This window comes from Arthrobacter sp. SLBN-53 (assembly GCF_006715585.1).
Taxonomy (GTDB): domain Bacteria; phylum Actinomycetota; class Actinomycetes; order Mycobacteriales; family Mycobacteriaceae; genus Mycobacterium; species Mycobacterium neoaurum_A.
In genome coordinates this window covers 3,938,101-3,959,369 of record NZ_VFNN01000001.1, presented here as the reverse complement: position 1 = coordinate 3,959,369, position 21,269 = coordinate 3,938,101, and the positions used below count along the sequence as shown (strand labels likewise).

Here is a 21,269-nt window from a genome sequence, read left to right as displayed (position 1 = left end):
GAAAACTCCTTAATTGACAGTGCAATTGCGCTCGATCGACGGTGATCGGGGGCGCCGGAACGGGCGTCTCCGCATCTGCCAGCCATCGGCTGACCGGGAAGCGTTCGACTGCCTTGTACGAGTCAGCCTAAAGGTCGGTTACCCGACCTTTGGTTAAGTAGTATCGCCCGTTACCGGCGCGCTGTCCAGCCCAACATGGCCTCGAAAACGCACCGAATCTATGCAGTTCGCCGGGATACCGGGGTCCACTGCCGCGCGGTGTCCGGCATCGGGTCCGTCGGACAACTCATTTGGGCTTCGTGCAGATTGGCCGCCGCCAAGGCGGCCATACTGCGCCAGAAGCTGACCCTGTCGATCTCCAGTGAACCCACCGCGGCCGACCGCCACCGCGCGATATGCGGTGCGAAGAACCGGTTTTCGTCCAACAACTCGTTCGTCGCCGTCACCAGCGCACCATCCACCGGATCGGCGACGGACAGTGTCCGCCACAAGCGGATCGCGCGGCGCAACCTGCGCCGGTGTTCACGCAGCGCCGACAGCAGCCAGCGCACCGCGATCCGGCCGTCCTCGTCGATCCAGTCCGCATCGCAACAACTGCTGACAAAGGCACTGTGCGACTTGACCGACTCCTCCAGTGCCGTCAACACGTCGACCGCCTGCGCGGGCACATCGGTCATATCGGCTCATCCATCAGGGGCACACCCACCACGATGCGCGCGGCGTTGTGCCCGGCGACCCGACCGGCGCGCGGGGATGCCGGTCGCTCGCCGGACAGACCTTCGACCCCATCGGGCAGCTTGTCGTGCAGGATCGCGACCCGGCCGTCGGCATCGATACCCACGCCGACATCCAATGACGAGCGTGCCGCCGCGCGCCGCGCCAGCCGTTGCGCATCGCTGTCGCCGTCCCGTGCCACCCGCTCGACGACATAGGGCACGCCCTCTTCCTCGATGCCGGCCAGCACCTCACTCTCCAGTGCGCCGCCCGCGCTCAGCACCAGGATCGCGGGTTTCTCGGGCTGTCCTCCCTCAAGCATCGACCGGTGCCCTGCCGCGCTCACGCGACCGGGCGGCATAGGAGGCCACCAGACCGGACGCCACGGCATTTCGCGGACCCTCGGTACCGCGCACATTGCCGGTCCCACAGACGATTCCGTACGGCGCGACCGCATCGGCGATCAGCTCGGGAATCTCGAAATCCAGCGCGCACCCGCCCAACAGCACCACGAAGCCGATCTGGCGGAGATCACCGTGCGGCGCGACCGCGCGCAACGCACGCAGGGCATTGACGACGAAGACCCGTTCCTTGGCGGTCCGGCGCACCGTGCGGATTCGATCCAACGAATGCCGGGTGGGGATGGGGCTCATCCCCATCTCCGAGAGCGTCACCACCCGCGCAAACGCGTTGGGCGGCAGTGGCTTGTCAAAGAACTGGACGGTGCCGTTCTCCAGCCGGACGTGAAAGAAGCTCTCCGCCTTGCCCAATGGCAACCGCTTGATGTCCTCGGCCAGTTCCAGGTTGTCCAAGCCCAGTTCGGCGTCGATGAGCTTGGTCACCAGGTCGCCGGCGCCGGCCAGGTGGACGGCCTGCACATCACCGGAGCGCTCGATCACCGCGGCATCGGTCGACCCGCCACCCATATCGAGGACGACCAGTGGCTTCTCGGTGCCCGGTGTGGTCAGCGCACCGAGCACGGCCATCTCGGCCTCCACCCCGCCAACCACCGCCGAGATGCGGGTCGCACCCGCGTCGCGCAATGCCGTGGCCACCGCGTCCGCGACGGCCTGCATCCCGCTCTCCTTGGTGCGCACCATGGCCGCCAGTGCGACGGCATTCTCCAGTGCCACCTCACCGGCCACCCCGCCGCGCACCTCCTGAGGAACCAGGGTGTCGATCGCCAGTAGATCCTTGATGCGCACATCGGCCAGCGCGTGTTTGGACAGATCAGCCATGCTCTGCCGGACATTGGCGATCATGCCGCCGGTGTTGGTGCCCGACTCCCCGAGCACGTCCTGCAGTGGGCTGACACGCTCCACCTCTGCCATGATCTCGGCCGCGCCACGCGAGACGTCGATGAGACCCCGCTTGGACGCCCCGATGAACTCCAGCGAACCCGCCGGGATCGTGCGGTCTTCCACATCGCCGGACGGGGTGCGCACCACCACCGCCGACCGGTTACCGGTCAGCGCTCTGGCCACCGGGGAGACCACCCGGGTCTGGTCCGGGTCGAGCTCGAAAATGGTTGCCAATCCATAGGCATTGGACAGTGTTCGGATGGATTGTCCCGGTGCGACGACCTCGACGGCGGCGAGCATGCCGACCGGGACGGCGTCCACGCGGGATACCTCGTCGATGATCGGGATCTTGGTGACCAACCGATTGGCGACCAGGACCGCGTCATCGTTGCCGAGGATCGCGCCGGTCACGTCGACACCACGCTCGACGGCGTTGTTGATGGTGGCGGCAGTCCATTCGAAGTCGGCGCCACCGGGCACCAGGACGATCACGGGATCACCCGGGTTCACCTCCTCGAGCGACCCGATATCGACGATGACGCCGACACCGAGCCCGCGGCCCCCGGGAGTGCGCGGGTCGTGCCCGATCATCGTCGACTCGGTGATGATGGTCTCGGTGATGGTCTCCATCGCCAATCCGCTGATCACCGGGGTGGCCTCGTTGAGCAGGATCAGATCCAGCTCGCCCACCGTGATCCCGGCGTTCTGCACGGCGCGGGTGACCGCCTTGACCACGCCCTCGGCGTTGCGGACGGTGCCCTTGATCCCCGAGGTGCGGGTCAACGCGCCGCCGAGATAGACCACCGAGCCGGTCTCGTCTATCCGGGCGACGCTGCCCTCGGTTGTCGAGTTACCGATATCGACCCCGACCACCGTGACACTCACCAAGACCTACCTCTCTGCCCTCTCTGCTGCGAGCACGCGCCAGCGGTCAGACCGCAGCGGCGACGCTGAACTTCGGTGTCACCTCGACGGGCTTGTTGCCCTTGCGGATCTGCTCGGTCTCCTTGAGGTGCAACAGCGCCGCCTTGGCCTGCCAGCGCGGGCGGGCCATCTGATCGTTGAGCGTCGGAACCGGCTCCGGGGATTCACCCTTGGCGTACTGCGCGGCGTTGGCACCGATACTGCGGTAGGTGTCCAACGTGAGCAGCGGACACTGGGGGAACAACTCCAGACTCGACAACCGGGGCAGATCGCGCTGGTGGATCATCGCGGTACCGCGGGAGAGGATGCCGATTCCGATACCCGAACCGGAGAGTTTGGCCGCGGTGTGCGCCAGCACGGCCAGATCGGCGCTGTGCCAGACCCGGATGCAGCGCGCGGTCACCTCCTGCTCCTCGATACCGGCCAGGATCTGCCGGATCACCTCGGCGTGCGGCGTTTCGACGATGGTCTTGCTGAAGAAGTCGGCGAAGGCCGGCGAGATAGCCAGCACCACTTCGTCACTGCGCGATCCGCGCTGCGCCGGTCCGACCTCTTCGAATGACAGTGAACGCTGTTCTTCGCCGATCGTGGTCGACATGGTCACTCCACCTCCATTTCCGGGTTGGCAGCGCTGGTCACATGGCGCAGTCGCTTCATTTCCTCCCACCGCTCCCCCGACGGTCGGTAGCCGGTGTCCGGGCCGTTGTAATCGTTGGCATCGTTGACCGCCGACAACGGTTGCAGGTCACGGGTCATGATCGCCGATGTCTGCAACAGATCACCGGAAATACGCTGCCGCAGAACGGTGAACAGATTCCGCGCGATATCGGAGAATCCGGTGGCCTCGAGCGCCTTGACCAGATCCAGGCCGGTGATACCGCGGTCCATCACCTGCTGGGCACCCTTGAGATCCTCCAGCACATCGCGCGGGATGCACTCGCGACTGCCGTTGGCGTACACCGCGGCATCGATCTCGGCATCGCTGATGGGTGGCAGATCGAGATGGGCGAACACCGCCTGCAATGCCTTCGCCGCGCGGGTGCGCACGGCCAAGATGTCGGCTTCCTTGACGTGGCGCAGACCCCCGTCGATCTGCAGGTCACGCTGGATGGTGTTGAAATCGTCGAAGTCGTCGCTGTCGAGGTTCGATCCGGCGAACATGTTGTCGTAGTTCGGGACCGCCGAGTAGCCCGAGCAGACGAAATCCGTCCCCGGCATCATCTGGGGCATCAGCCGCGCGGTCCGGCGCATCGGCGAATGCGAGAACGACTGGTCGTTACCCGAAGCACATTCCAGGTCCACAGCCGAGGCGATCAGGTTCTCGGCGGCCACCGCACGGATGCCACCCGGCACCGCGCCGGGCACACCGATACAGGAGATCGATCCGTTCTGCAGACCCTGTACGCCGGCACCCTTGGTCACCAGGATGCAACGAATCTCCAGGTACAGCATGGACTTACCCTGTGCATTGCCCATCTGGACCTCGGATCCGGTGCCCGAGGTGAAGCGCATCTTGATCCCGCGCGACGCGTAGGCCGAGGCCAGGAACGCCTTGGAGTACGGCGTGTCGTCACCGTCGACGAAGACCGGTTCGGTGCCGTACACCGAGATCGTCTCGGCATAGGCGGTGATCCCGCGCATACCGAGATCCAGTTCGGTCGCCTCCTCCAGCGCGCACTGGGTCAGTGGTCCGCCGGTGCCCACCTGGCTGCCGATCTGCTGCGCCATGGCCACCAGCGGTGCGTAGCGCACCACGCCCAAAGTCGTTTCCATCTCTGCGAATCCGCGAATGGAGGCCTCGGCCGCCTCGCAGACCACCTGCACCGGATTGTCCCGCGCGCTCGTGCAGTGGGCCTGGTTGGCCGGCGTCCGGCGGGCCCGCATCTTCTGCATCGCCATCATGATCTCGACGATGTTCAACGTCTTGGCCACGGCCAGCAGCTTCGCCGGTGTCAGACCCTTGGTCACCGCGATGACCTCGGCACGGGTGACGGTGGGGTTGACCAACATCATCGCGATCTCGGCCGCCGGGAGCGCCATCGATGCCTCGGTGGTCTCGACGTCGATCGCCTTGTCGGCGATGAACTGGTCGATGAAGTCGAAATCGGCTCGCGCCACCCCGTCCATTTCGACGATGACCCCGCCTTCGACCCGGACGCTGGGCTCCGGATCGAAGGCGCTTTCCATGGCGACCATGCCGACCTCGGGCCATTCCTCCACGAAGCCGTCGAGGTTGACCGGGCGGTCCTCCAACAACATCGTGCGGTGCGAGTGGCGGACACCGTCCTTGCCGGTGGCGGGATCGTGCGGGACTGCTGAAGCGGTCATTGTCCAGTGGCTCCTATTCGCTTTCGGCCAAGATGTCGCGGCGTTCGTAGACTTCGGCGGCCTCACGCACCAAGGTGGCGAGATGCTCGGCGTTGTAGGTGTCGAGCAGTTCGTCGGCGATGGCATCCAGTTCTGCCTTCGTCGACGCGTTGGGGCGCAGCGCGTTGTAGATCTGCAAGACCCGCTCGTCGGAGATGGCCGTCATCTCGGCGGCCCGCCGCATGTTCGCCCCGATCTGGGTACGCCCGGCCTTCTCGGCGATCTGCGCCTGCAGGCGCAGCGCTTCCGGGGTGATGCGTAGGTCGGCGGCCTCGATCTCACCGGCGATCACCGCGTCCATGGTGACCGCATCGAACGGCTTTCCGGTCGGGGTGAACAACAGATCGCTGCGATGCACGCTCAGCGGATAGTCCACCGCAGGGTCCAGGTTTGGTTCCGTCATGAACTCTCCGAGAGGTTCGGGGCGGGAGGCGCTCCGCCGGGATGTGTGACGTGTCGCCGGCACGTGGCGCCCATTGTGTCGCCCGTCACGTTGCACGAGGGTTGCACCGTCCACCCGGAGGGCATTGCACTGACCGTTCGGCCAGTTGTCGACACCGGAATGTGTGGACGCGATCACGAACAACCGCCGGTTGTGGCTAGGGTCGGTGCCTGATGGACAGTCGCCACACAGTCGTCGACGCCCTTTCCGAGCTACCGCGGCTCGGGGGGTACTTCGCACTGACGCCCCGGGATGAACCCGACGCAGCGGAACTGACGCAGTTGGCCGCCCCGGAGACGACGCGCTGGTTCGTCGCGGCAACCAGGGCGGCGATCGCGGCATCGATGGCGGTCGACGTCGAGTCGATCCCGGTGCGGGTGGCCGCGTCGTCGTTCCAGCTGGGCGTCGCCGCGCGGCTGCTGTCCCCACTGGTCGGTTCGGCACTGTGCCATCAACGCATTCCGATCCTGCTGCCGGACAACGTGTTCTACCGGGTCAGCGCACACCACCCGGACTTCCGCACCACCGTCGACGAACTGCGCGCCATCGAGGATCCGACCGCTGCCGGTGCGGTGATCTGCGCGCTGCTACCCGATCTCTTCGACCCGTTGCACCACACGCTCCGCTCGGTGACCGGGCTGCCGACGCGGGTGGCGCTGGGCAATCTGACATCGGCGGCCAACGGCGCGGTCACCGTCCTGGCGATGACCCGCCCGGACCTCGAACCCACGGGCAGGGACCTGGTCGCTGCGCTGACCCGGCATGCGCCGCTGCGTGACACCGGCGATTTCGGACGGGGAACCTTCACCCGGAACAGTTGCTGCCTGTTCTATCAGGCACCGGGCGGCGGGCTCTGCGGAGACTGCGTCCTGCCCGCCGCGCGATCATGAGCGGGCGCGGCCGGCAGATCCGTGCAACGTTGCTGCAACGCCATCATCGCTATCCTTCGGCCGCCAATGGCAGGACGGAGTCAGTCATGAGTTTGTCACCCCACCGATACGTCCCGATTCCACCGCCACGACGCCGTAGTGGCACCAGCAACGCATACGAAATAGACAGTGTCCGTGGTGCTTTGAGCGATCATCAACGACTGCGGACCACACTGGTCATCGACGACGAACTGGTTCGGCACGGTTTGACCCATGTGATGTCCTGTATCGAAGAGATCCACTTCGTCGGTGATCTTCGACACGGCCCCGAGCTCGCCGAACGCATCCGGCTGCTGCAACCAGAGCTGCTGGTCCTGGGAATGCCGCCGACGGGCACGTTGACCGATTTGCTGACCGAACTGGACAGCACGGTGAAGGTGGTCGTGGTGACCGACAGTGAGCACGCCGATATCAACACCGTCGAGCTGCTGCGTGCCGGCGCCGACGCATTGGTGGACCGCCGCTCACCGGCCGCCGACCTGCGCGCCACCTTCGCCAAGGTCGTCGGCGGGCAGCCCGCCCTGGACGCGCTCAGCGTGCAGTCGCTGATCACCGAGTTGCGCTCCCCTCCGGTGTCCCGCACGGCGGGCGACACCAGACTGCTCACCGCTCGCGAACGGGATGTCCTTAACGAACTGGTCGAGGGCCTGGACAATCGCACCATCGCCGGTCGGTTGTTCGTCTCGGAGGCGACGGTCAAGTTCCATCTGCACAACATCATGAACAAGTTCGGGGTGCACAAACGCGCCGCGCTGATCGCGGCGGCCCTGCGCGGTGCGGACGCCACCGGGTGAGCGCATCCCCGACGCGACACCGGCCGACCACCACGACCCGAGGAATCCCACGATGACCACGAGCTCTCCCCCGACGCGGGTGCCGTGCACGCTGCCGGTCGAACTGGCGCTACGCGGACATCGCGTGACGGTCGTCGGAGCCACCGCGCGCGCGGCCGTCACCGTGGCCGAACTGATCGAGGCGGGCGCGTTGGTCACGGTGATCGGCACGCACGCCACGCCGTATCTGAGCGACCTCGCCGAGCGCGGCCTGGCCACCGTCCTGTACCGGAGCATCCAGCCCGGCGATATCGATTCGGCGGCAATGATTTTCGCCTGCACCGATGACGACGACCACAATCGGTGGATCGCCGAGACGGCACGCGAGCTTGCGGTGCTCTGCGTCGTCGACAACGCCCCGACCGGACAGCGCACCGGGCGGCCGGGCATGGGCCGGGTGATCCTGGTCGGTGGTGGCCCCGGCGATCCCAGCCTGCTCACCGTCGCCGGCCGGGACGCCATCGTCGCCGCCGATACCGTCGTCACCGATCGACTCGCCCCCGTCGGTGCGTTGAAGCGGCTTGCCCCGCATGCCGACATCATCGACGTGTCGAAGATCCCCGGCGGGCGGCGCACCGAACAATGGGACATCAATGCGCTGCTGGTCTCCCGGGCACTCGACGGCCAGGTGGTGGTACGCCTCAAGGGTGGTGACGGGTTCGTCTTCGGCCGCGGTGGCGAGGAGCTCGACCATTGCGTCCAGGCCGGTGTGCCCGTCGAGGTGATCCCCGGTGTCAGCTCGGCGATCGCCGCGCCGGCATCGGCCCTGATCCCGGTCACCCATCGCGGACTCACCCAAGGTTTCACCGTGGTGTCCGGCCATGTGCCCCCCGGACATCCGGAGTGCACCGTCGACTACGCCGCGCTGGCACATGCCAATACGACCCTGGTGTTGATGATGGCGGTGGCCAACCTGGCATCCATCGCCGCGGCGTTGACCGCTGCGGGAATGGACCCGGCCACCCCGGCCGCGGTCATCGCCGACGGCAGCCTGTCCAGCCAGCACGAGGTGCGCGGCACGCTGAGCACCATCGCCGGGCTGGCCCGCGCGGCAGGTATCGAGCCGCCCGCGACAACGGTCATCGGTGCGGTCGCCGGGTTCGTGCCCGGTCGGGCGCCTGCGCAGCGGGTTACCCAGACACACGCCTGACCCGCTCTGGCGGTTCAGCTCTGCAGGGCGGCGTCCACGGTCTTGGGCACCGTGGCCAGTGCGCGGCCGACCGGGCAGACCTGCGCTGCTTGCTGTGCGAGCCCGACGAATTCTTCTGCGCTGCGGCCGATACCGCGGCCGCGTACCGTCAGCGCCACATCGGCGATGCCGAAGTCGACCTCCGGGCCGCCCTGGGTCACCACCACTTCGACGTGCAGGCCGACCGGGTCATCGGGGCCCGCATCGAGCAACGCCGTCAACTGCATGGCATAACAGGACGCGTATGCCGCAGCCAACAATTCCTCGGGAGAGGTCATCGTGGTGGCGTCGGCGGCCCGGGCCGGCAGCGAGTAGGGGAATTGCCCCTGCCCGGAGCTGGCCAGCTCGATCGTGCCGGAACCGGTCACCAATGCGCCGTTCCACTCCGCGATCGCCTGTCGTGCGCTCATGTCATCTCTCCTCGTCACGCGGAACCGACGCGGCACGCTCGCCGCCGGGCTGCCAGAGCACGTCGCCGCCGGGATTCTCCACGCGGGCCAGGATGAACAGCAGATCGGACAGCCGGTTCAGATACCGCAGGGCCGCATCGTTGATCTCTGCCTCTCCTGCCAACATCCAGGCGCTGCGTTCGGCGCGGCGAGCGACCGTGCGCGCGTGATGCAGATGGGCCGAGGCCGTGCTACCGCCCGGCAGGATGAAACTGCTCAGCTTGGCCAGGCCCGCGTTGAACTCGTCGCACCACGATTCCAGCTGCGACACCTGTTCGTCGGTGACCCGCAACGGGGGATACTCCGGGTCCGGCGTGATCGGGGTGCACAGATCAGCGCCCACATCGAACAGGTCGTTCTGGATGTGCTGCAGCACCGCCCGCGTGGCCGGACCCACACCGCCTGCGGCGATGGCCATTCCGATCACCGCGTTGGTCTCGTCGCAGTCGGCGTAGGCGCCGACCCGCACATCGGCCTTCGCTACCCGGGACATGTCCCCCAGCGCTGTTGTCCCGGCATCACCGGTTCTGGTGTAGATCCTGGTCAGATGCACTGCCATGGTGTGTACCTCGCTCCAACTTCACTCAGACGATGGCCAGGGCGAGGCCCGCGGCAAGTCCTGCGCCGATCAGCGGCGCGACCACCGGCACCCACGCGTAATCCCACCCGGCATCGGATTTGCCCTTGATCGGCAGGATGGCATAGGCGATCCGTGGACCGAGGTCGCGGGCGGGATTGATCGCGTAACCGGTCGGCCCGCCGAGCCCGAAACCGATCGCCATGACCACGAACGTGACCGCCGCATAACCCAATCCGCTGTTGACATCCGCGGGATTGGTCAGCACCCAGAAGATCAGCACGAAGGTCGCGATGACTTCGGTGACGATGTTCCACGGGATGTTGCGCACCGCCGGATATGTGCAGAAGATTCCGCGGGTGCCGCTGTTGTCGTCGTTGTTGTCGTACTGCAGCTTGAAAACCGCCCAGCCCAGTACCGCGCCGACGAAGCCGCCGGCGAGCTGCGCGGCCCAATAGACCGGCACACTCGACCACGGCACGTCACCGGATATCGCCACTGCCAGGGTCACCGCCGGGTTGATGTGTCCACCTGCCGGGCTGGCGATACTGGCGCCGGTGAACACGCCGAAGCCCCAACCCAATACGATGACCAGCCAGTCTCCCCCGCCGCCATGCGAGTAGGAGTTCTTCAGGACGACGGCGGCAACCGAACCGTTACCGATGAGGCACAGCACAGCCGTGCCGAGGAATTCCCAAATGAAGATGTCGATATTGGACACTGACAGCTATCCTCCTGACGGGCCCCGATCGCGATGACGATTCAACGAAAAGTATTAGCGCCAAAGCAGCGGAAGTGATGATTCACCCGAGCTACCAACCGATTTACTGTCCGCGATACTGAACTTTCGATTAGGACCGGTCATCGGCCGGTGGCGAACGTATCCCCCACCGGCTGCCGCACCCTAGAATCGGCAGTGCCATCAACACTGCCTGATGCTGCCCGATTTGCCTGCAGCCGAACCGTTTCCGAAAGGCTCTCGATGACCTCGCTACCTCTACAGAAAGCACAGGCGGTCCTGGCGGCCGCCATCGCCAAAGCCGACGAGATCGGCCAACCGATGAACATCGCCGTCGTCGACGACGGCGGGCATCTGATCGCATTCGCCAGGATGGACGGTGCCATCAAGGCGAGCATCGACATCTCGACCCGCAAGGCACGGACGTCGATCCTGATGAACGCTCCGACCAGTGCGCTGATGCCGCTGGCCCAGCCCGGGGCCGAGCTCTACGGTCTGGAGCAGACCAGCGGCGGTCTGGTGATCTTCGGCGGCGGTATCCCGCTGGTCGTCGATGACGTGGTCGTCGGTGCGATCGGGGTGAGTGCAGGTAGCGTCGAACAGGACGTCACGGTGGCCGAGGCCGGCGTCGCCGCGCTCTAGCCGATCAACACATTTCAGCCCTGCGGATCCGCGGATCCGCAGGGCTGAAATGTTTTCGCCTGACTATCGTCGTTGGGGGCTGTCGTCGGCGGCTAGGAGACGTCGACCCAATCGAGGGTGCGCTTGACGGCCTTCTGCCAGCCGGCGTATCCGTCGTCACGCTGCTGCTCGGACCACTGCGCGCTCCAGCGCTCGCCCTCCTGCCAGTTCGCACGTAGGTCGTCGGGGTTGTCCCAGAACCCGACCGCCAGCCCGGCCGCATACGCGGCACCCAGCGCGGTGGTCTCCGCGACCACCGGCTTGACCACGTCGACACCCAAGACATCGGCCTGGATCTGCATGCACAACGAGTTCGCGGTGATCCCGCCGTCGACCTTCAACACGTCGAGATGCACACCGGAATCGGCTTCCATCGCGTCGATGACATCACGACTCTGGTAACAGATCGCCTCCAGAGTCGCCCTGGCCAGGTGGGCGTTGGTGTTGAAGCGGCTCAGACCCACCACCGCTCCGCGCGCGTCCGAGCGCCAGTACGGGGCGAACAGCCCGGAGAAGGCCGGAACGAAGTAGACCCCGCCGTTGTCCTGGACCTGCCGCGCCAGCGATTCGCTCTGCGCCGCACCGCTGATGATGCCCAGTTGGTCGCGCAACCACTGCACGGCCGAACCGGTCACCGCGATCGAACCTTCCAATGCGTAAACCGGTTTCGCGTCACCGAACTGGTAACACACCGTGGTCAGCAGACCGTTCTCGGAGCGGACGATCTTCTCACCTGTGTTGAGCAGCAGGAAGTTACCCGTGCCGTAGGTGTTCTTGGCCTCACCGGCCTTCAGGCACACCTGGCCCACCATCGCCGCCTGCTGATCGCCGAGAATGCCGGTGACCGGCACCTCGCCGCCAATCGGACCGGTGGCCAGCGTCATCCCGTAGGGCTCCGGCGAGGACGACGGCCGGATCTGCGGCAGCATCTGGCGCGGAATCCCGAAGAACGACAACAGTTCGTCGTCCCAGTCCAGGGTTTCCAGGTTCATCAGCATGGTGCGACTGGCGTTGGTGACATCGGTGACGTGCACGCCGCCACGCGGACCACCGGTCAGATTCCACACCACCCAGCTGTCGCTGTTGCCGAAGATCGCATCACCGTTCTCGGCGGCCTCGCGTACCCCGTCGACGTTTTCGAGGATCCACTGGATCTTGCCGCCGGAGAAGTAGGTTGCCGGCGGCAGACCTGCCTTCTGCCGGATCACGTCGCCCCGGCCGTCGCGGTCCAGTGCGGTGGCGATGCGGTCGGTTCGGGTGTCCTGCCAGACGATCGCGTTGTAGTACGGACGCCCGGTATGACGGTTCCACACCAGTGTCGTCTCACGTTGATTCGTGATGCCCAGTGCCGCAATATCTTCGGCTTGCAGATTGGTTTTGTTGAGCGCCGATGTGAGCACCGATGCGGTGCGCTCCCAGATCTCCACCGGGTTGTGTTCGACCCAGCCCGCCTGCGGCATGATTTGTTCGTGCTCGAGTTGGTGGCGTCCCACCTCTGCCCCGGCGTGATCGAAGATCATCGCACGGGTACTGGTGGTGCCTTGGTCGATGGCCGCGACGAATTTGGGCAACGCTGCTCCTGACGCCGAGATGGTTTCTTTTGCAGTTGAGGGTGGTGCAGCCGCGGACGTGAGCTTGAGCCGGAGATCGGGGGGAGTTTCGAACCCAAGCTCACGCCCGCGGAGATCGTGGGTGCAGTTTAGAAGAAACCCTGCGCCTTGCTGCTGTAAGACACCAGCAGGTTCTTGGTCTGCTGGTAATGATCGAGCATCATCAGATGGTTCTCGCGTCCGATGCCGGACTGCTTGTAACCGCCGAACGCCGCGTGCGCCGGGTACTGGTGATAGCAGTTGGTCCACACCCGACCCGCCTTGATATCGCGCCCGGCGCGATAAGCGGTATTGCCGTCGCGGCTCCACACGCCGGCACCGAGGCCGTAGAGGGTGTCGTTGGCCAGATCGATGGCATCGTCGTAATCCTTGAACGAGGTCACCGCGACAACCGGCCCGAAGATCTCCTCCTGGAAGATACGCATCTTGTTGTGACCGGTGAAGATCGTCGGGGCGACGTAGTAGCCGCCGTTGAGGTCACCGCCGAGGTCGGCCCGCTCGCCGCCGGTGATCACCTGTGCGCCTTCGCTCTTGCCGATTTCGATGTAGGACAGGATCTTCTCCAGCTGGTCGTTGGAGGCCTGCGCGCCGATCATCGTCTCGGTGTCCAGCGGGTCGCCCTGGCGGACCGCCTTGGTGCGGATCGCCGCCATCGCAAGGAACTCGTCGAAGATGTCGGCCTGGACCAGGCTGCGCGACGGGCAGGTGCACACCTCGCCCTGGTTGAGGGCGAACATCGTGAAGCCCTCCAACGCCTTGTCCTGGTAGTCGTCGTTGGCGGCCAGCACATCGTTGAAGAAGATGTTGGGGCTCTTGCCGCCGAGTTCCAGGGTGACCGGGATCAGGTTCTGGCTGGCGTACTGCATGATCAGCCGACCGGTGGTGGTCTCGCCGGTGAAGGCGATCTTGGCGATCCGGTTGGACGAGGCCAGCGGCTTGCCCGCCTCGACACCGAAACCGTTGACCACGTTGAGCACACCGGCGGGCAGCAGGTCACCGATGATCGACATCAGATAGAGCACCGAGACCGGCGTCTGCTCGGCCGGCTTGAGGACGATGGCGTTGCCTGCGGCCAACGCGGGTGCCAGCTTCCAGACCGCCATCAGGATGGGGAAGTTCCAGGGGATGATCTGTCCGACGACCCCGAGCGGCTCGTGGAAGTGGTAGGCCACCGTCTCGGGATCGATCTCCGAGAGGGAGCCCTCCTGCGCCCGGATGGCGCCGGCGTAGTAGCGGAAGTGGTCGACGGCCAGCGGGATATCGGCGTTGAGCGTCTCGCGGATCGGCTTGCCGTTGTCCCACGATTCGGCCAGCGCGATCGCTTCGAGGTTCTCCTCGATCCGGTCGGCGATCTTGTTGAGGATGATCGCGCGCTCGGCGGCGGTGCTCTTACCCCAGGCCGGGGCGGCGGCGTGCGCGGCGTCGAGAGCCTTCTCGATATCGGACTCGTCGGAGCGAGCGACCTCGCAGAACACCTCACCGGTGACGGGAGTGCGGTTCTCGAAGTAGCGGCCCGCGTTCGGGGCCACCCACTGGCCGCCGATGTAGTTCTCATAGCGGGCGTCGAACGACATCAGGGCGCCCTCTGCGCCCGGACGTGCGTAAACAGTCATGGCATTCTCCTGCGTTCGGACACTTTCGAGTGTGTCGGTCGTCACTCAACCTAGGGGTTGCAACGTTGCATGACGGTTGCAATTGGCAACGCAGTTTCGTTCAGCCGAGTTCGGCGTCGAGTCCGATCAGGTGGGCCCGGGCGCGAGCCCGTTCCACGGGGTCGACGGCACCGTGCTCGGCGAGCAACTGCCAGCCCCGGCGATCATCCCGACCGTCCGGAAGACCCAGCCAATGCCGCAACAGCGCCAGGTTGCCGCGCGCGGACTCGGCGAGCACCGCACCGCGCAGGCTGGTGGTCAATTCGGTGCGCAACCGCGCGATGGCCGGCGACACCGACTGCGGCAACAGCGAACCGGCGTAGGCGGACAAGGCACCCGCGACATCCCCGGCCTCGAGGGCATCGAGCACATCACCCATGTCACTGGCCACCGTTCCGACGAGTCGGTACGGGCGCGACGCGATGTGGTCACCGCCGATGACCCGGCGAAGCCGCGACATCTCGGCGCGGATGGTGACGACGTCGAGATCCTTGTCGTCGAGCAGCATCGCCAGATGGTCGGCGCTCAACCCCTCCGGGTGACGGATCAGCAGCACCAAGATGTCGGCATGGCGACCGGTGAGCACGACCGGGCCGGCCGTGCCCGCCTGCCAGCGCGGCCGGTCGGCGCCGAGTACCGAGAGCAGTGCCCCCTCGCGAGCGCCGTCGTCGGGACCGGCGAGCCGTAGCAGTGCGAGTTGGTTCTCGACGGCCACCGCGGTGGCCCGGACCAACGCCAGTGTCTGCGACGTGGCCACCGACAGATCGCCGGTCAGGTCGATCGCGCCGAGCAGCGCACCGCTGCGCGGATCATGCACCGGTACGGCAGTACAACTCCACGGATGGACGATCCGGGAAAAGTGCTCGGTGCCGCAGATCTGTAGTTCGCGGTCCAGAGCGAGGGCCGTCCCCGGCGCATTCGTCCCGGCGGCGTGCTCGCTCCAGTCGGTTCCCGGCACGAAGTTCATCGCCTCGGCCTTGCGGATGGCCCGGCGGTCACCCTCGACCCACAGCAGCGTGCCGTCCGCGGCGGTGATGGCCACCACGACGCCGGCGTCGACGGCATCCTCGACCAGCAGACGCCGGATCAGCGGCAGGGTCGGCGCCAGCGGATGGGATCTGCGCAGCTCATCGAGGGCCTTGGCCGCCTCGGTCGCCCGCCCGCCGGTGTCCGGGTCCACCCCGGTCGCCAGGCTGCGCTGCCAGCTCTCGGCGACAATCCGGCGCAGCGGAGACGAGTCGAGGTAGGCCGCATCGACCTGACCTGCGACGAAAAGGTCGTGGACGGCACGCACCTTCGCCGGCTGCACTCGGCTGCCGGACGTCCTCGCTACCACCATGCTCACACTCCCCGCGGTGCGCCGATCGCCGGACGCACCGCACTCTGGAGCCAGGATAGTGGACCGCGTCACAGTGCAGAGGTGTTCGTCGACTCCGGGCGTCGCAATCGTGTCCCGCTCAGCCCTCCCGGCCCGATCAGCCCCAGGCGCCGGCGGCCCGCCGGTCGGTGGCCGACACCTCGTCGGCGCCGTCGCGGACCGCGTTGCCGAGCCGCAGCAGGATGTCGTTGAGTCCGGCGGCGGACTGGTTCCACCGCACCTGCTCGGCCCGGTAGGCCTCGGCCGCCTGGGCGGTCCAGGTGTGTTCCAGCGGTGCGATCTGCGCCCGCAGCTCCTCCAGCGCGGCATTGAGCCGGGCCGAGACGGTGTGGATCTCGCGCCGCACGGTGTGCTCGATCTCGTCGAAGTTGTAGGTCAGCATCATGTCCATGGCGAATCCTTCACAGTTGGTTGGCGACGGCGGCAAGCTGATGTGAGTGGCTCTCGGCGGCTTCCCGCAGGGTCTGTTCGTTGAGGCGGATGGTCTCGGCGATCCGTCCCAGGGCGGCATGCAGCGCGATCGATTCGGTGTTCCAGCGATCCACCACCTCGCGGAAGCGCACCGCCGCCGCGCCGCCCCACACCGAGGCCGGCACACTGCACATCCGTCCGATGAACGAGCCGAGCATCGCCCGGATCTCGTCGTTGCGGGCGTCGATCTGACCTGAGACCGCATGCATGAGGTCCAGGTCGGTGGTCAAAGCGGGCATTCGGGTGTCCTCCTCGGGAAGTGCCGTCCGGTGTCAGACGTTCTCTATCTGTCTTGGACGCAGCCGGCGGTCATTCGGTTCCACTTTCTTTCGGATCTCCGTCAGCAGGCACCGCATGCGCCGAGCGCACCGCCAGATCGCAGTGAGTGCGGATCTGCCGAGGGCGCTGACAGCCGATCGCGATCCGCACCGGTCCGTCGGCGAACACCACCCACTCGATGGTCCGACCCGGCCGATTCTCGGTATAGCTGACGACATCGCGCTCGCCGCGCCGGTCATGCTCCCGAAAGTCGGTGAAGACCCCGGCGGGTTGAACCGCGAGCGCCGCCGCCAGCACGGCGACCGGGTCCGGACCGGCCGGTGACTGGGTGAGCAGGATCGCCGCGTCCGGGTGCTCCGCCGAGATCGACTGCAGCCGTGGCGAACCCGGCCCGTCGATGAGGCGCCTGCGCTCCCAGTCCGCGGGCAGCAGCACGGCAACCCGCCCCTCGACCACCAGCTCGTCCTGCGCCGGCGATGGGCGATCGACCTGCCAGAACATCCCTGTCGCACACACCGCCATCGCCGCCACGCCGGCCAGCATCGGCGACATGCGGATCCGGCGCGGCCGAGCAGCGCCGGCGGTCTCGCGGACCAACACATGGTCGTCCACGATCGCGGCATCGCGGCCACCGGCCAGCACATCGCCGGCGATGGCCTCGGCCAGTCGTCGGGCACCGGACACCCCGACCGGCGCGTCGAGCAGAACCGTCGTGCCCACCGTGATCTGCGCCGTGACCTGCTCGGCCACGGTGTCACCCACCCTCGGTATCGAGGCGACCACCCGGTCGCCGACGCGGACGAGGACGAACTCCTCGGCGATCTCGACGATCACATCCGCCGCCCGGCGATGCACGGTGTGACGTTGCCGGACAACGGGTTCACCGCCGACGGCGCGGCGGACACGGTCGACGCGCCGCGGATGCCACCACCCCGGACAGACCAGAAGCACTGGACCCGACCGACCGGCATCGACCTGCAGAACGGTGCGCCACAGGTCGTCGACATCCACCGGCCCGTCATCGACAACTGTGTACCGATCATCGATCGCCGCGCACGCCGCCGCGGCCAGATCGGCGCGAAGCGGCACCGATCCGTGCACGGTGGCCGGGCCGACCACCAGGACCGTCACGGCGGCTCGGTCCAGGCGATCTGGACACGCTCGACGGCATGCCCGCGCAGCATCAGCGTCGCACGCCCCGGCGGCAACACCGCCGGGCGGATGGCGCCGAGCAACGGGCCCTCCTCGGTGGCCGTGCTCATCACCAACCCGGCGCTGCCGAGCTCGCGCATCATCGCGGGCACCGGATCGTAGAGAGCGCGTGCCGCTCCCCCGGCCCGACGGGCGATGACCAGGTGCAGCCCGATATCCCTGGCGTAGGGCAGGAATTCCAGCAGTGGGTTCAGCGGATCGGTGCCTGCGGTCAGCAGCTCGTAATCGTCGACGACGAGGTAGATTTCCGGACCCGACCACCAGGACCGATCCCGCAGCTCCTGCTGGGAGACCGAGGCCCCGGGCAGGCGCCCGCGCAGCATGTCGACCAGCCCCCGCAGCTGCTCACCGAGGATGCACGCAGAGATGGCGTATCCGCCGAGGTGCGCATCATCGACGACGCCGAGCAGTGTTCGCCGCGCGTCGGCGAGGTAGAGCTGTATCGCACCGGGCTCACAGGCCTTCGTCAACTGCACGCACAGGGTCCGCAGCAGCGCGGTCTTTCCACAACCGCTGTCGCCGAGCACGATCAGATGCGCCGAGTCGGTGAAATCGACCGTCACCGCGCCGAGTTCGGTCTCACCGATACCGATGACGACATGTGTCCGGGGGCGCACCGACCGGGGCAACCGTTCACGGTCCAGTCGCGCCGGCAACAAGCGCACCGGCGGCGCAGTGGGGCCGGGGTGACGGGCCAGGACGGCCCGTACGGAGCCGGCGATATCGGCGGAGTCCAGGTGTGGCAGGGCCAATGCGGCCAGGTTTCCGTCGCGGGTCAGCGCGGTTCCCGGCGGGCTGCCCGCCAGTTGACGGGCCGCCGTCCGGTGGATCTCGGACTCCCCCGGTTCGCCGAGGCGCAGCTCCACCCGGCTGCCGAGTTGGTCTTTGAGCGCCGGCCGCAGTTCGGCCCACCGTGCCGCCGAGATCACGACGTGTACCCCGTGCGCCAGACCGTGTGCCGCGATATCGGTGACCGCGTCCTGGAAGACGCCCCCATCCTCGCGCAGCGCCGCCCAGCCGTCGATGACGAGGAAGACCTCGCCGTAGCCGTCGGATCTCGCAGGCTGAGCCGCCCGCCGCCGGATCAGCGTCTGGACCGTCGAGATGGTGCGGCCGACGAGCTCGGGCTGATCGCGCCCTGCCAGCACCCCGATATGAGGGAGCCCGCGCAGCGCCGCCAGGGCGCCCCCGCCGAAATCCAGGCAGTAGAACTGGATGTCGCCGGGGCCGTGCCGTATCGCAAGCGCGAGCAGCAGGGTGCACAACGCGGTGGACTTGCCCGACCGGGTCGCCCCCACCACCGCCACATGCCCACCGGCGCCGGTCAGATCGACCGTGAGCGGGTCCCGACGCTGGTCGAAGGCGTTGTCCACCAACCCGATCGGCGCGCTCAGCCTCGAACCGTCGTGTTCTGCCAGCAGATCGGTCAGCGTCGGCGGTGCGGACAACGGCGGCAACCAGATGCGGTGTGCGGGGCGTCCATGACCGGCCAATTGATCGAGCATCGTCTCGAGCATCGTGGGTATCTGCCGCCGGCAGCCGGTCGGGGCGGCCGGCGGTTCGGCCGCAGGCGGGGACGAGGTGAACAACGCGACGCCGGCCGGCACCTCGGCGATCTGTCGCGACGGCGCGGAGACGTAGGTGGTGCGCAGTCTCACGAGCTCGCCGTCGACGGTCTTCAGGTAGGCAGACCCCGGCTCGGCAGACAACTCGTAGGCGTCGGGAACTCCGATGACAGCACGAGAATCACTGGTGGAGAACGTCTTCAGGCATATCCGGTAGGAAAGGTGGGTCTCAAGACCGCGCAGTCTGCCCTCATCGAGGCGCTGACTGGCCAGCAGCAGATGCATACCCAGCGAGCGTCCGAGCCTGCCGACGGCAAGGAACACCTCGGCGAAGTCCGGATGTCGGGTGAGCAGTTCGGAGAACTCGTCGATGACGAGGAACAGCACCGGGAGCACGGTCAGTTCCCGACCGGCCTCGCGCGCACGCCGGTACTCGGCGATGCTGCCGGTACCGCTCGCGCGCAGCAACTGCTGGCGGCGCTGCATCTCTCCGGTCAGCGCGGCATGCATCCGGCTGACCAGATGCGCCTCCTCGGCGAGATTGGTGATCACCGCGGCGACATGAGACAACCGCTCGAATCCGAGGAACGTCGCCCCACCCTTGAAATCGATCAACGCCAGGTTCAATTCGTCGGAGGTGTGTGTGGCGGCCAGACCGAGCACAAGGGTTCGCAGGAACTCCGACTTGCCCGACCCGGTGGCGCCGACACACAGACCGTGCGGCCCCATCCCACCCTCGGCCGCCTCTTTGATGTCCAGATACACCGGCATACCGCGGTTGTCGGGTCCGTCGCCGGTGCCGATCGGTACGCGCAACCGGACCCGAGAGTCCGGTGAGCGCGGTGCCGGACCATCCATTCCCACCAGCTCTGCCCAGCCCGGCACCGCCGCGCCGGAGCGCGCCGCGTCCGGTCGCCACCGCGCCACCCGGCGCGCGCACAGCTGCGCCCGCTCGGCTGACACCGCGTCGGACCCCGGACCTGCCTCGATCCGCCGGTCGCCGTGCCCGCCGAGTTCCAACACGATATCGGCCGCTCCCGCCGGGACCGGTCGGTCATCGTCGACGATCAGCACGGTGCGCGCCGCGCTCGACGCGCACGCGTGGTGCGGCAGCCATTTCAGCCAATCCCAGCACCGGTCGCCGGCCCCGGCCCGCGCGACGATCCGGATATCGGCGGGACTGTGCCACACCGCGAGTTGACACACGATGGCCCGCACCAGATCACGGGCGGCCGCCGCGGCCCCGCCGATGCCGAGGTGACCGGACAGTTCGGTGACCACCGGCAGTCCCGGCACGATCGCATGCGATGTGAGCAGCGCGTCCAGAGCGGCCTGGGTGACCGGGTCGGTCTCACCGACCGGCGACCTGTCCTCGACGGTCAGCGGTGTCGCCAGAAGCGCCGGGCCGATGCCGACCCGGACCAGGCAGAAATCCGGGTCGGTCGCACGGCGCTCCCACATCCGGGCGGACCCGGCGACGGTCCACAGCACACCGGGGTCCGGGTGTGTCCAGAGCAGGTTGGCGCGTTGGGCGTCGGCGGTGTCGGCCGCATCCTGGCCCACCCCATCCAGGTAGCGCAGGTAATCGCGACGTCCCGCATCGATTTCGGTGGTGCGGCCGCGCATACCGTGGGCTGCCGTCGCCAGCACGGAGACGAGCATCATCACCGGCAGCACCAGATACATGGGGCTGCGCGCGGTGGGCAGTCGGTCACCGGACAGATAGAGGACCACCATGCCGCCTGCCGCCACGAGCATGACGACCGGCAACAGCCGCATCAGCGGATTGACCTGCGGCACGGCAGGCACCTCCGGGGGTGGGTGCACCCGAACCGCACCCGAGGGCACCGGCGGTGCCGGTGCCCGGTGGTCCCTGACGAACTCCATGTCACCACTGACGCAGCGTGGTGGCGTTCGGTTCCGCCGAATTCTGGTGCGCGGGGGACATGTGCGTACC

At 67.2% G+C, this 21,269-nt stretch carries 20 protein-coding genes; 4 read left to right on the top strand and 16 right to left on the bottom strand.

Annotation, left to right across the window (positions count from 1 at the left end; genetic code table 11):
* Positions 1 to 218 precede the first annotated feature (218 nt).
* The 6 genes from FBY28_RS19035 to FBY28_RS19010 are packed head-to-tail and all read right to left on the bottom strand — an operon-like array spanning position 219 to position 5,709.
* Positions 219 to 677, bottom strand: coding sequence for a hypothetical protein (locus FBY28_RS19035; RefSeq protein WP_141868911.1), 459 nt, complete (start codon positions 675 to 677; stop codon positions 219 to 221).
* Positions 674 to 1,036 carry a glycerol dehydratase reactivase beta/small subunit family protein gene (locus FBY28_RS19030; RefSeq protein ID WP_141868910.1) on the bottom strand — a complete coding sequence of 121 codons (363 nt, stop codon included), beginning with the start codon at positions 1,034 to 1,036 and terminating at the stop codon, positions 674 to 676. Before FBY28_RS19030 ends, FBY28_RS19035 begins: the two co-directional genes overlap by 4 nt.
* Positions 1,029 to 2,900, bottom strand: coding sequence for a diol dehydratase reactivase subunit alpha (locus tag FBY28_RS19025; RefSeq protein WP_141868909.1), 1,872 nt, complete (start codon positions 2,898 to 2,900; stop codon positions 1,029 to 1,031). Before FBY28_RS19025 ends, FBY28_RS19030 begins: the two co-directional genes overlap by 8 nt.
* 46 nt (positions 2,901 to 2,946) lie before the next feature.
* On the bottom strand, positions 2,947 to 3,537 hold the full coding sequence (locus FBY28_RS19020; protein WP_141868908.1) for a propanediol/glycerol family dehydratase medium subunit: 591 nt from the start codon (positions 3,535 to 3,537) through the stop codon (positions 2,947 to 2,949).
* Positions 3,538 to 3,539: 2 nt separating this feature from the next.
* The gene (locus tag FBY28_RS19015; RefSeq protein WP_286178251.1) at positions 3,540 to 5,267 is read right to left on the bottom strand and encodes a propanediol/glycerol family dehydratase large subunit; all 1,728 of its coding nucleotides are present in this window, start codon (positions 5,265 to 5,267) and stop codon (positions 3,540 to 3,542) included.
* Between the two features lie 13 nt (positions 5,268 to 5,280).
* A complete protein-coding gene (locus FBY28_RS19010) occupies positions 5,281 to 5,709 on the bottom strand; it encodes a diol dehydratase small subunit (RefSeq protein WP_141868907.1) in 429 nt (142 codons plus the stop codon).
* Positions 5,710 to 5,921: 212 nt separating this feature from the next.
* Between FBY28_RS19010 and FBY28_RS19005 the strand changes: the two genes are divergently transcribed.
* The 3 genes from FBY28_RS19005 to cobA all read left to right on the top strand — a co-directional run bounded on the left by FBY28_RS19005 (position 5,922) and on the right by cobA (position 8,660).
* Positions 5,922 to 6,638, top strand: a complete 717-nt coding sequence (locus FBY28_RS19005; RefSeq protein WP_141868906.1) for a (2Fe-2S)-binding protein — start codon at positions 5,922 to 5,924, stop codon at positions 6,636 to 6,638.
* 182 nt (positions 6,639 to 6,820) lie between these two features.
* The gene (locus tag FBY28_RS19000; RefSeq protein ID WP_160145509.1) at positions 6,821 to 7,471 is read left to right on the top strand and encodes a LuxR C-terminal-related transcriptional regulator; all 651 of its coding nucleotides are present in this window, start codon (positions 6,821 to 6,823) and stop codon (positions 7,469 to 7,471) included.
* Between the two features lie 52 nt (positions 7,472 to 7,523).
* Positions 7,524 to 8,660, top strand: coding sequence for a uroporphyrinogen-III C-methyltransferase (gene cobA, locus FBY28_RS18995; RefSeq protein WP_141868904.1), 1,137 nt, complete (start codon positions 7,524 to 7,526; stop codon positions 8,658 to 8,660).
* A gap of 14 nt (positions 8,661 to 8,674) precedes the next feature.
* Here the strand turns inward: cobA and FBY28_RS18990 are convergent, their stop codons facing one another.
* Genes FBY28_RS18990 through FBY28_RS18980 form a run of 3 tightly spaced genes read right to left on the bottom strand, consistent with a single transcriptional unit; the run spans position 8,675 to position 10,446 of the window.
* Positions 8,675 to 9,109, bottom strand: coding sequence for an OsmC family peroxiredoxin (locus FBY28_RS18990; RefSeq protein ID WP_141868903.1), 435 nt, complete (start codon positions 9,107 to 9,109; stop codon positions 8,675 to 8,677).
* A gap of 1 nt (position 9,110) precedes the next feature.
* Positions 9,111 to 9,707: a cob(I)yrinic acid a,c-diamide adenosyltransferase gene (locus FBY28_RS18985; RefSeq protein ID WP_141868902.1), complete on the bottom strand. Its 597-nt coding sequence runs from the start codon at positions 9,705 to 9,707 to the stop codon at positions 9,111 to 9,113.
* Between the two features lie 25 nt (positions 9,708 to 9,732).
* Entirely contained in the window at positions 9,733 to 10,446 is a 714-nt protein-coding gene (locus FBY28_RS18980; RefSeq protein ID WP_019512329.1) for an MIP/aquaporin family protein, read from the bottom strand.
* Between the two features lie 261 nt (positions 10,447 to 10,707).
* Between FBY28_RS18980 and FBY28_RS18975 the strand changes: the two genes are divergently transcribed.
* Positions 10,708 to 11,106 (top strand): GlcG/HbpS family heme-binding protein, encoded by a 399-nt coding sequence (locus FBY28_RS18975; RefSeq protein ID WP_141868901.1) that lies wholly within the window; start codon positions 10,708 to 10,710, stop codon positions 11,104 to 11,106.
* Between the two features lie 92 nt (positions 11,107 to 11,198).
* Here the strand turns inward: FBY28_RS18975 and glpK are convergent, their stop codons facing one another.
* From glpK to eccCb, 7 genes are all read right to left on the bottom strand, one after another.
* The gene (glpK, locus tag FBY28_RS18970; protein WP_141868900.1) at positions 11,199 to 12,716 is read right to left on the bottom strand and encodes a glycerol kinase GlpK; all 1,518 of its coding nucleotides are present in this window, start codon (positions 12,714 to 12,716) and stop codon (positions 11,199 to 11,201) included.
* Between the two features lie 128 nt (positions 12,717 to 12,844).
* Entirely contained in the window at positions 12,845 to 14,368 is a 1,524-nt protein-coding gene (gene exaC, locus FBY28_RS18965) for an acetaldehyde dehydrogenase ExaC (protein ID WP_141868899.1), read from the bottom strand.
* A 100-nt stretch (positions 14,369 to 14,468) separates the two neighbouring features.
* Entirely contained in the window at positions 14,469 to 15,746 is a 1,278-nt protein-coding gene (locus FBY28_RS18960) for a helix-turn-helix domain-containing protein (protein WP_141868898.1), read from the bottom strand.
* 136 nt (positions 15,747 to 15,882) lie between these two features.
* The gene (locus FBY28_RS18955) at positions 15,883 to 16,176 is read right to left on the bottom strand and encodes a WXG100 family type VII secretion target (protein ID WP_019512334.1); all 294 of its coding nucleotides are present in this window, start codon (positions 16,174 to 16,176) and stop codon (positions 15,883 to 15,885) included.
* Positions 16,177 to 16,186: 10 nt separating this feature from the next.
* Positions 16,187 to 16,495 carry a WXG100 family type VII secretion target gene (locus tag FBY28_RS18950; RefSeq protein WP_030134536.1) on the bottom strand — a complete coding sequence of 103 codons (309 nt, stop codon included), beginning with the start codon at positions 16,493 to 16,495 and terminating at the stop codon, positions 16,187 to 16,189.
* Positions 16,496 to 16,565: 70 nt separating this feature from the next.
* Positions 16,566 to 17,666, bottom strand: a complete 1,101-nt coding sequence (locus tag FBY28_RS18945; protein WP_141868897.1) for a type VII secretion-associated protein — start codon at positions 17,664 to 17,666, stop codon at positions 16,566 to 16,568.
* A complete protein-coding gene (gene eccCb, locus FBY28_RS18940; RefSeq protein ID WP_141868896.1) occupies positions 17,663 to 21,199 on the bottom strand; it encodes a type VII secretion protein EccCb in 3,537 nt (1,178 codons plus the stop codon). The genes FBY28_RS18945 and eccCb overlap by 4 nt, the downstream gene beginning before the upstream one ends.
* Positions 21,200 to 21,269 lie beyond the last annotated feature (70 nt).

What these genes read in the sequence shown, in the direction of transcription:
- FBY28_RS19035 (WP_141868911.1), bottom strand. Translation starts at nt 677, where the DNA reads ATGACCGATGTGCCCGCGCAGGCGGTCGACGTGTTGACGGCACTGGAG.
- FBY28_RS19030 (WP_141868910.1), bottom strand. Translation starts at nt 1,036, where the DNA reads ATGCTTGAGGGAGGACAGCCCGAGAAACCCGCGATCCTGGTGCTGAGC.
- FBY28_RS19020 (WP_141868908.1), bottom strand. Translation starts at nt 3,537, where the DNA reads ATGTCGACCACGATCGGCGAAGAACAGCGTTCACTGTCATTCGAAGAG.
- FBY28_RS19015 (WP_286178251.1), bottom strand. Translation starts at nt 5,267, where the DNA reads ATGACCGCTTCAGCAGTCCCGCACGATCCCGCCACCGGCAAGGACGGT.
- FBY28_RS19010 (WP_141868907.1), bottom strand. Translation starts at nt 5,709, where the DNA reads ATGACGGAACCAAACCTGGACCCTGCGGTGGACTATCCGCTGAGCGTG.
- FBY28_RS19005 (WP_141868906.1), top strand. Translation starts at nt 5,922, where the DNA reads ATGGACAGTCGCCACACAGTCGTCGACGCCCTTTCCGAGCTACCGCGG.
- cobA (WP_141868904.1), top strand. Translation starts at nt 7,524, where the DNA reads ATGACCACGAGCTCTCCCCCGACGCGGGTGCCGTGCACGCTGCCGGTC.
- FBY28_RS18990 (WP_141868903.1), bottom strand. Translation starts at nt 9,109, where the DNA reads ATGAGCGCACGACAGGCGATCGCGGAGTGGAACGGCGCATTGGTGACC.
- FBY28_RS18985 (WP_141868902.1), bottom strand. Translation starts at nt 9,707, where the DNA reads ATGGCAGTGCATCTGACCAGGATCTACACCAGAACCGGTGATGCCGGG.
- FBY28_RS18975 (WP_141868901.1), top strand. Translation starts at nt 10,708, where the DNA reads ATGACCTCGCTACCTCTACAGAAAGCACAGGCGGTCCTGGCGGCCGCC.
- exaC (WP_141868899.1), bottom strand. Translation starts at nt 14,368, where the DNA reads ATGACTGTTTACGCACGTCCGGGCGCAGAGGGCGCCCTGATGTCGTTC.
- FBY28_RS18960 (WP_141868898.1), bottom strand. Translation starts at nt 15,746, where the DNA reads ATGGTGGTAGCGAGGACGTCCGGCAGCCGAGTGCAGCCGGCGAAGGTG.
- FBY28_RS18955 (WP_019512334.1), bottom strand. Translation starts at nt 16,176, where the DNA reads ATGGACATGATGCTGACCTACAACTTCGACGAGATCGAGCACACCGTG.
- FBY28_RS18950 (WP_030134536.1), bottom strand. Translation starts at nt 16,495, where the DNA reads ATGCCCGCTTTGACCACCGACCTGGACCTCATGCATGCGGTCTCAGGT.
- eccCb (WP_141868896.1), bottom strand. Translation starts at nt 21,199, where the DNA reads ATGGAGTTCGTCAGGGACCACCGGGCACCGGCACCGCCGGTGCCCTCG.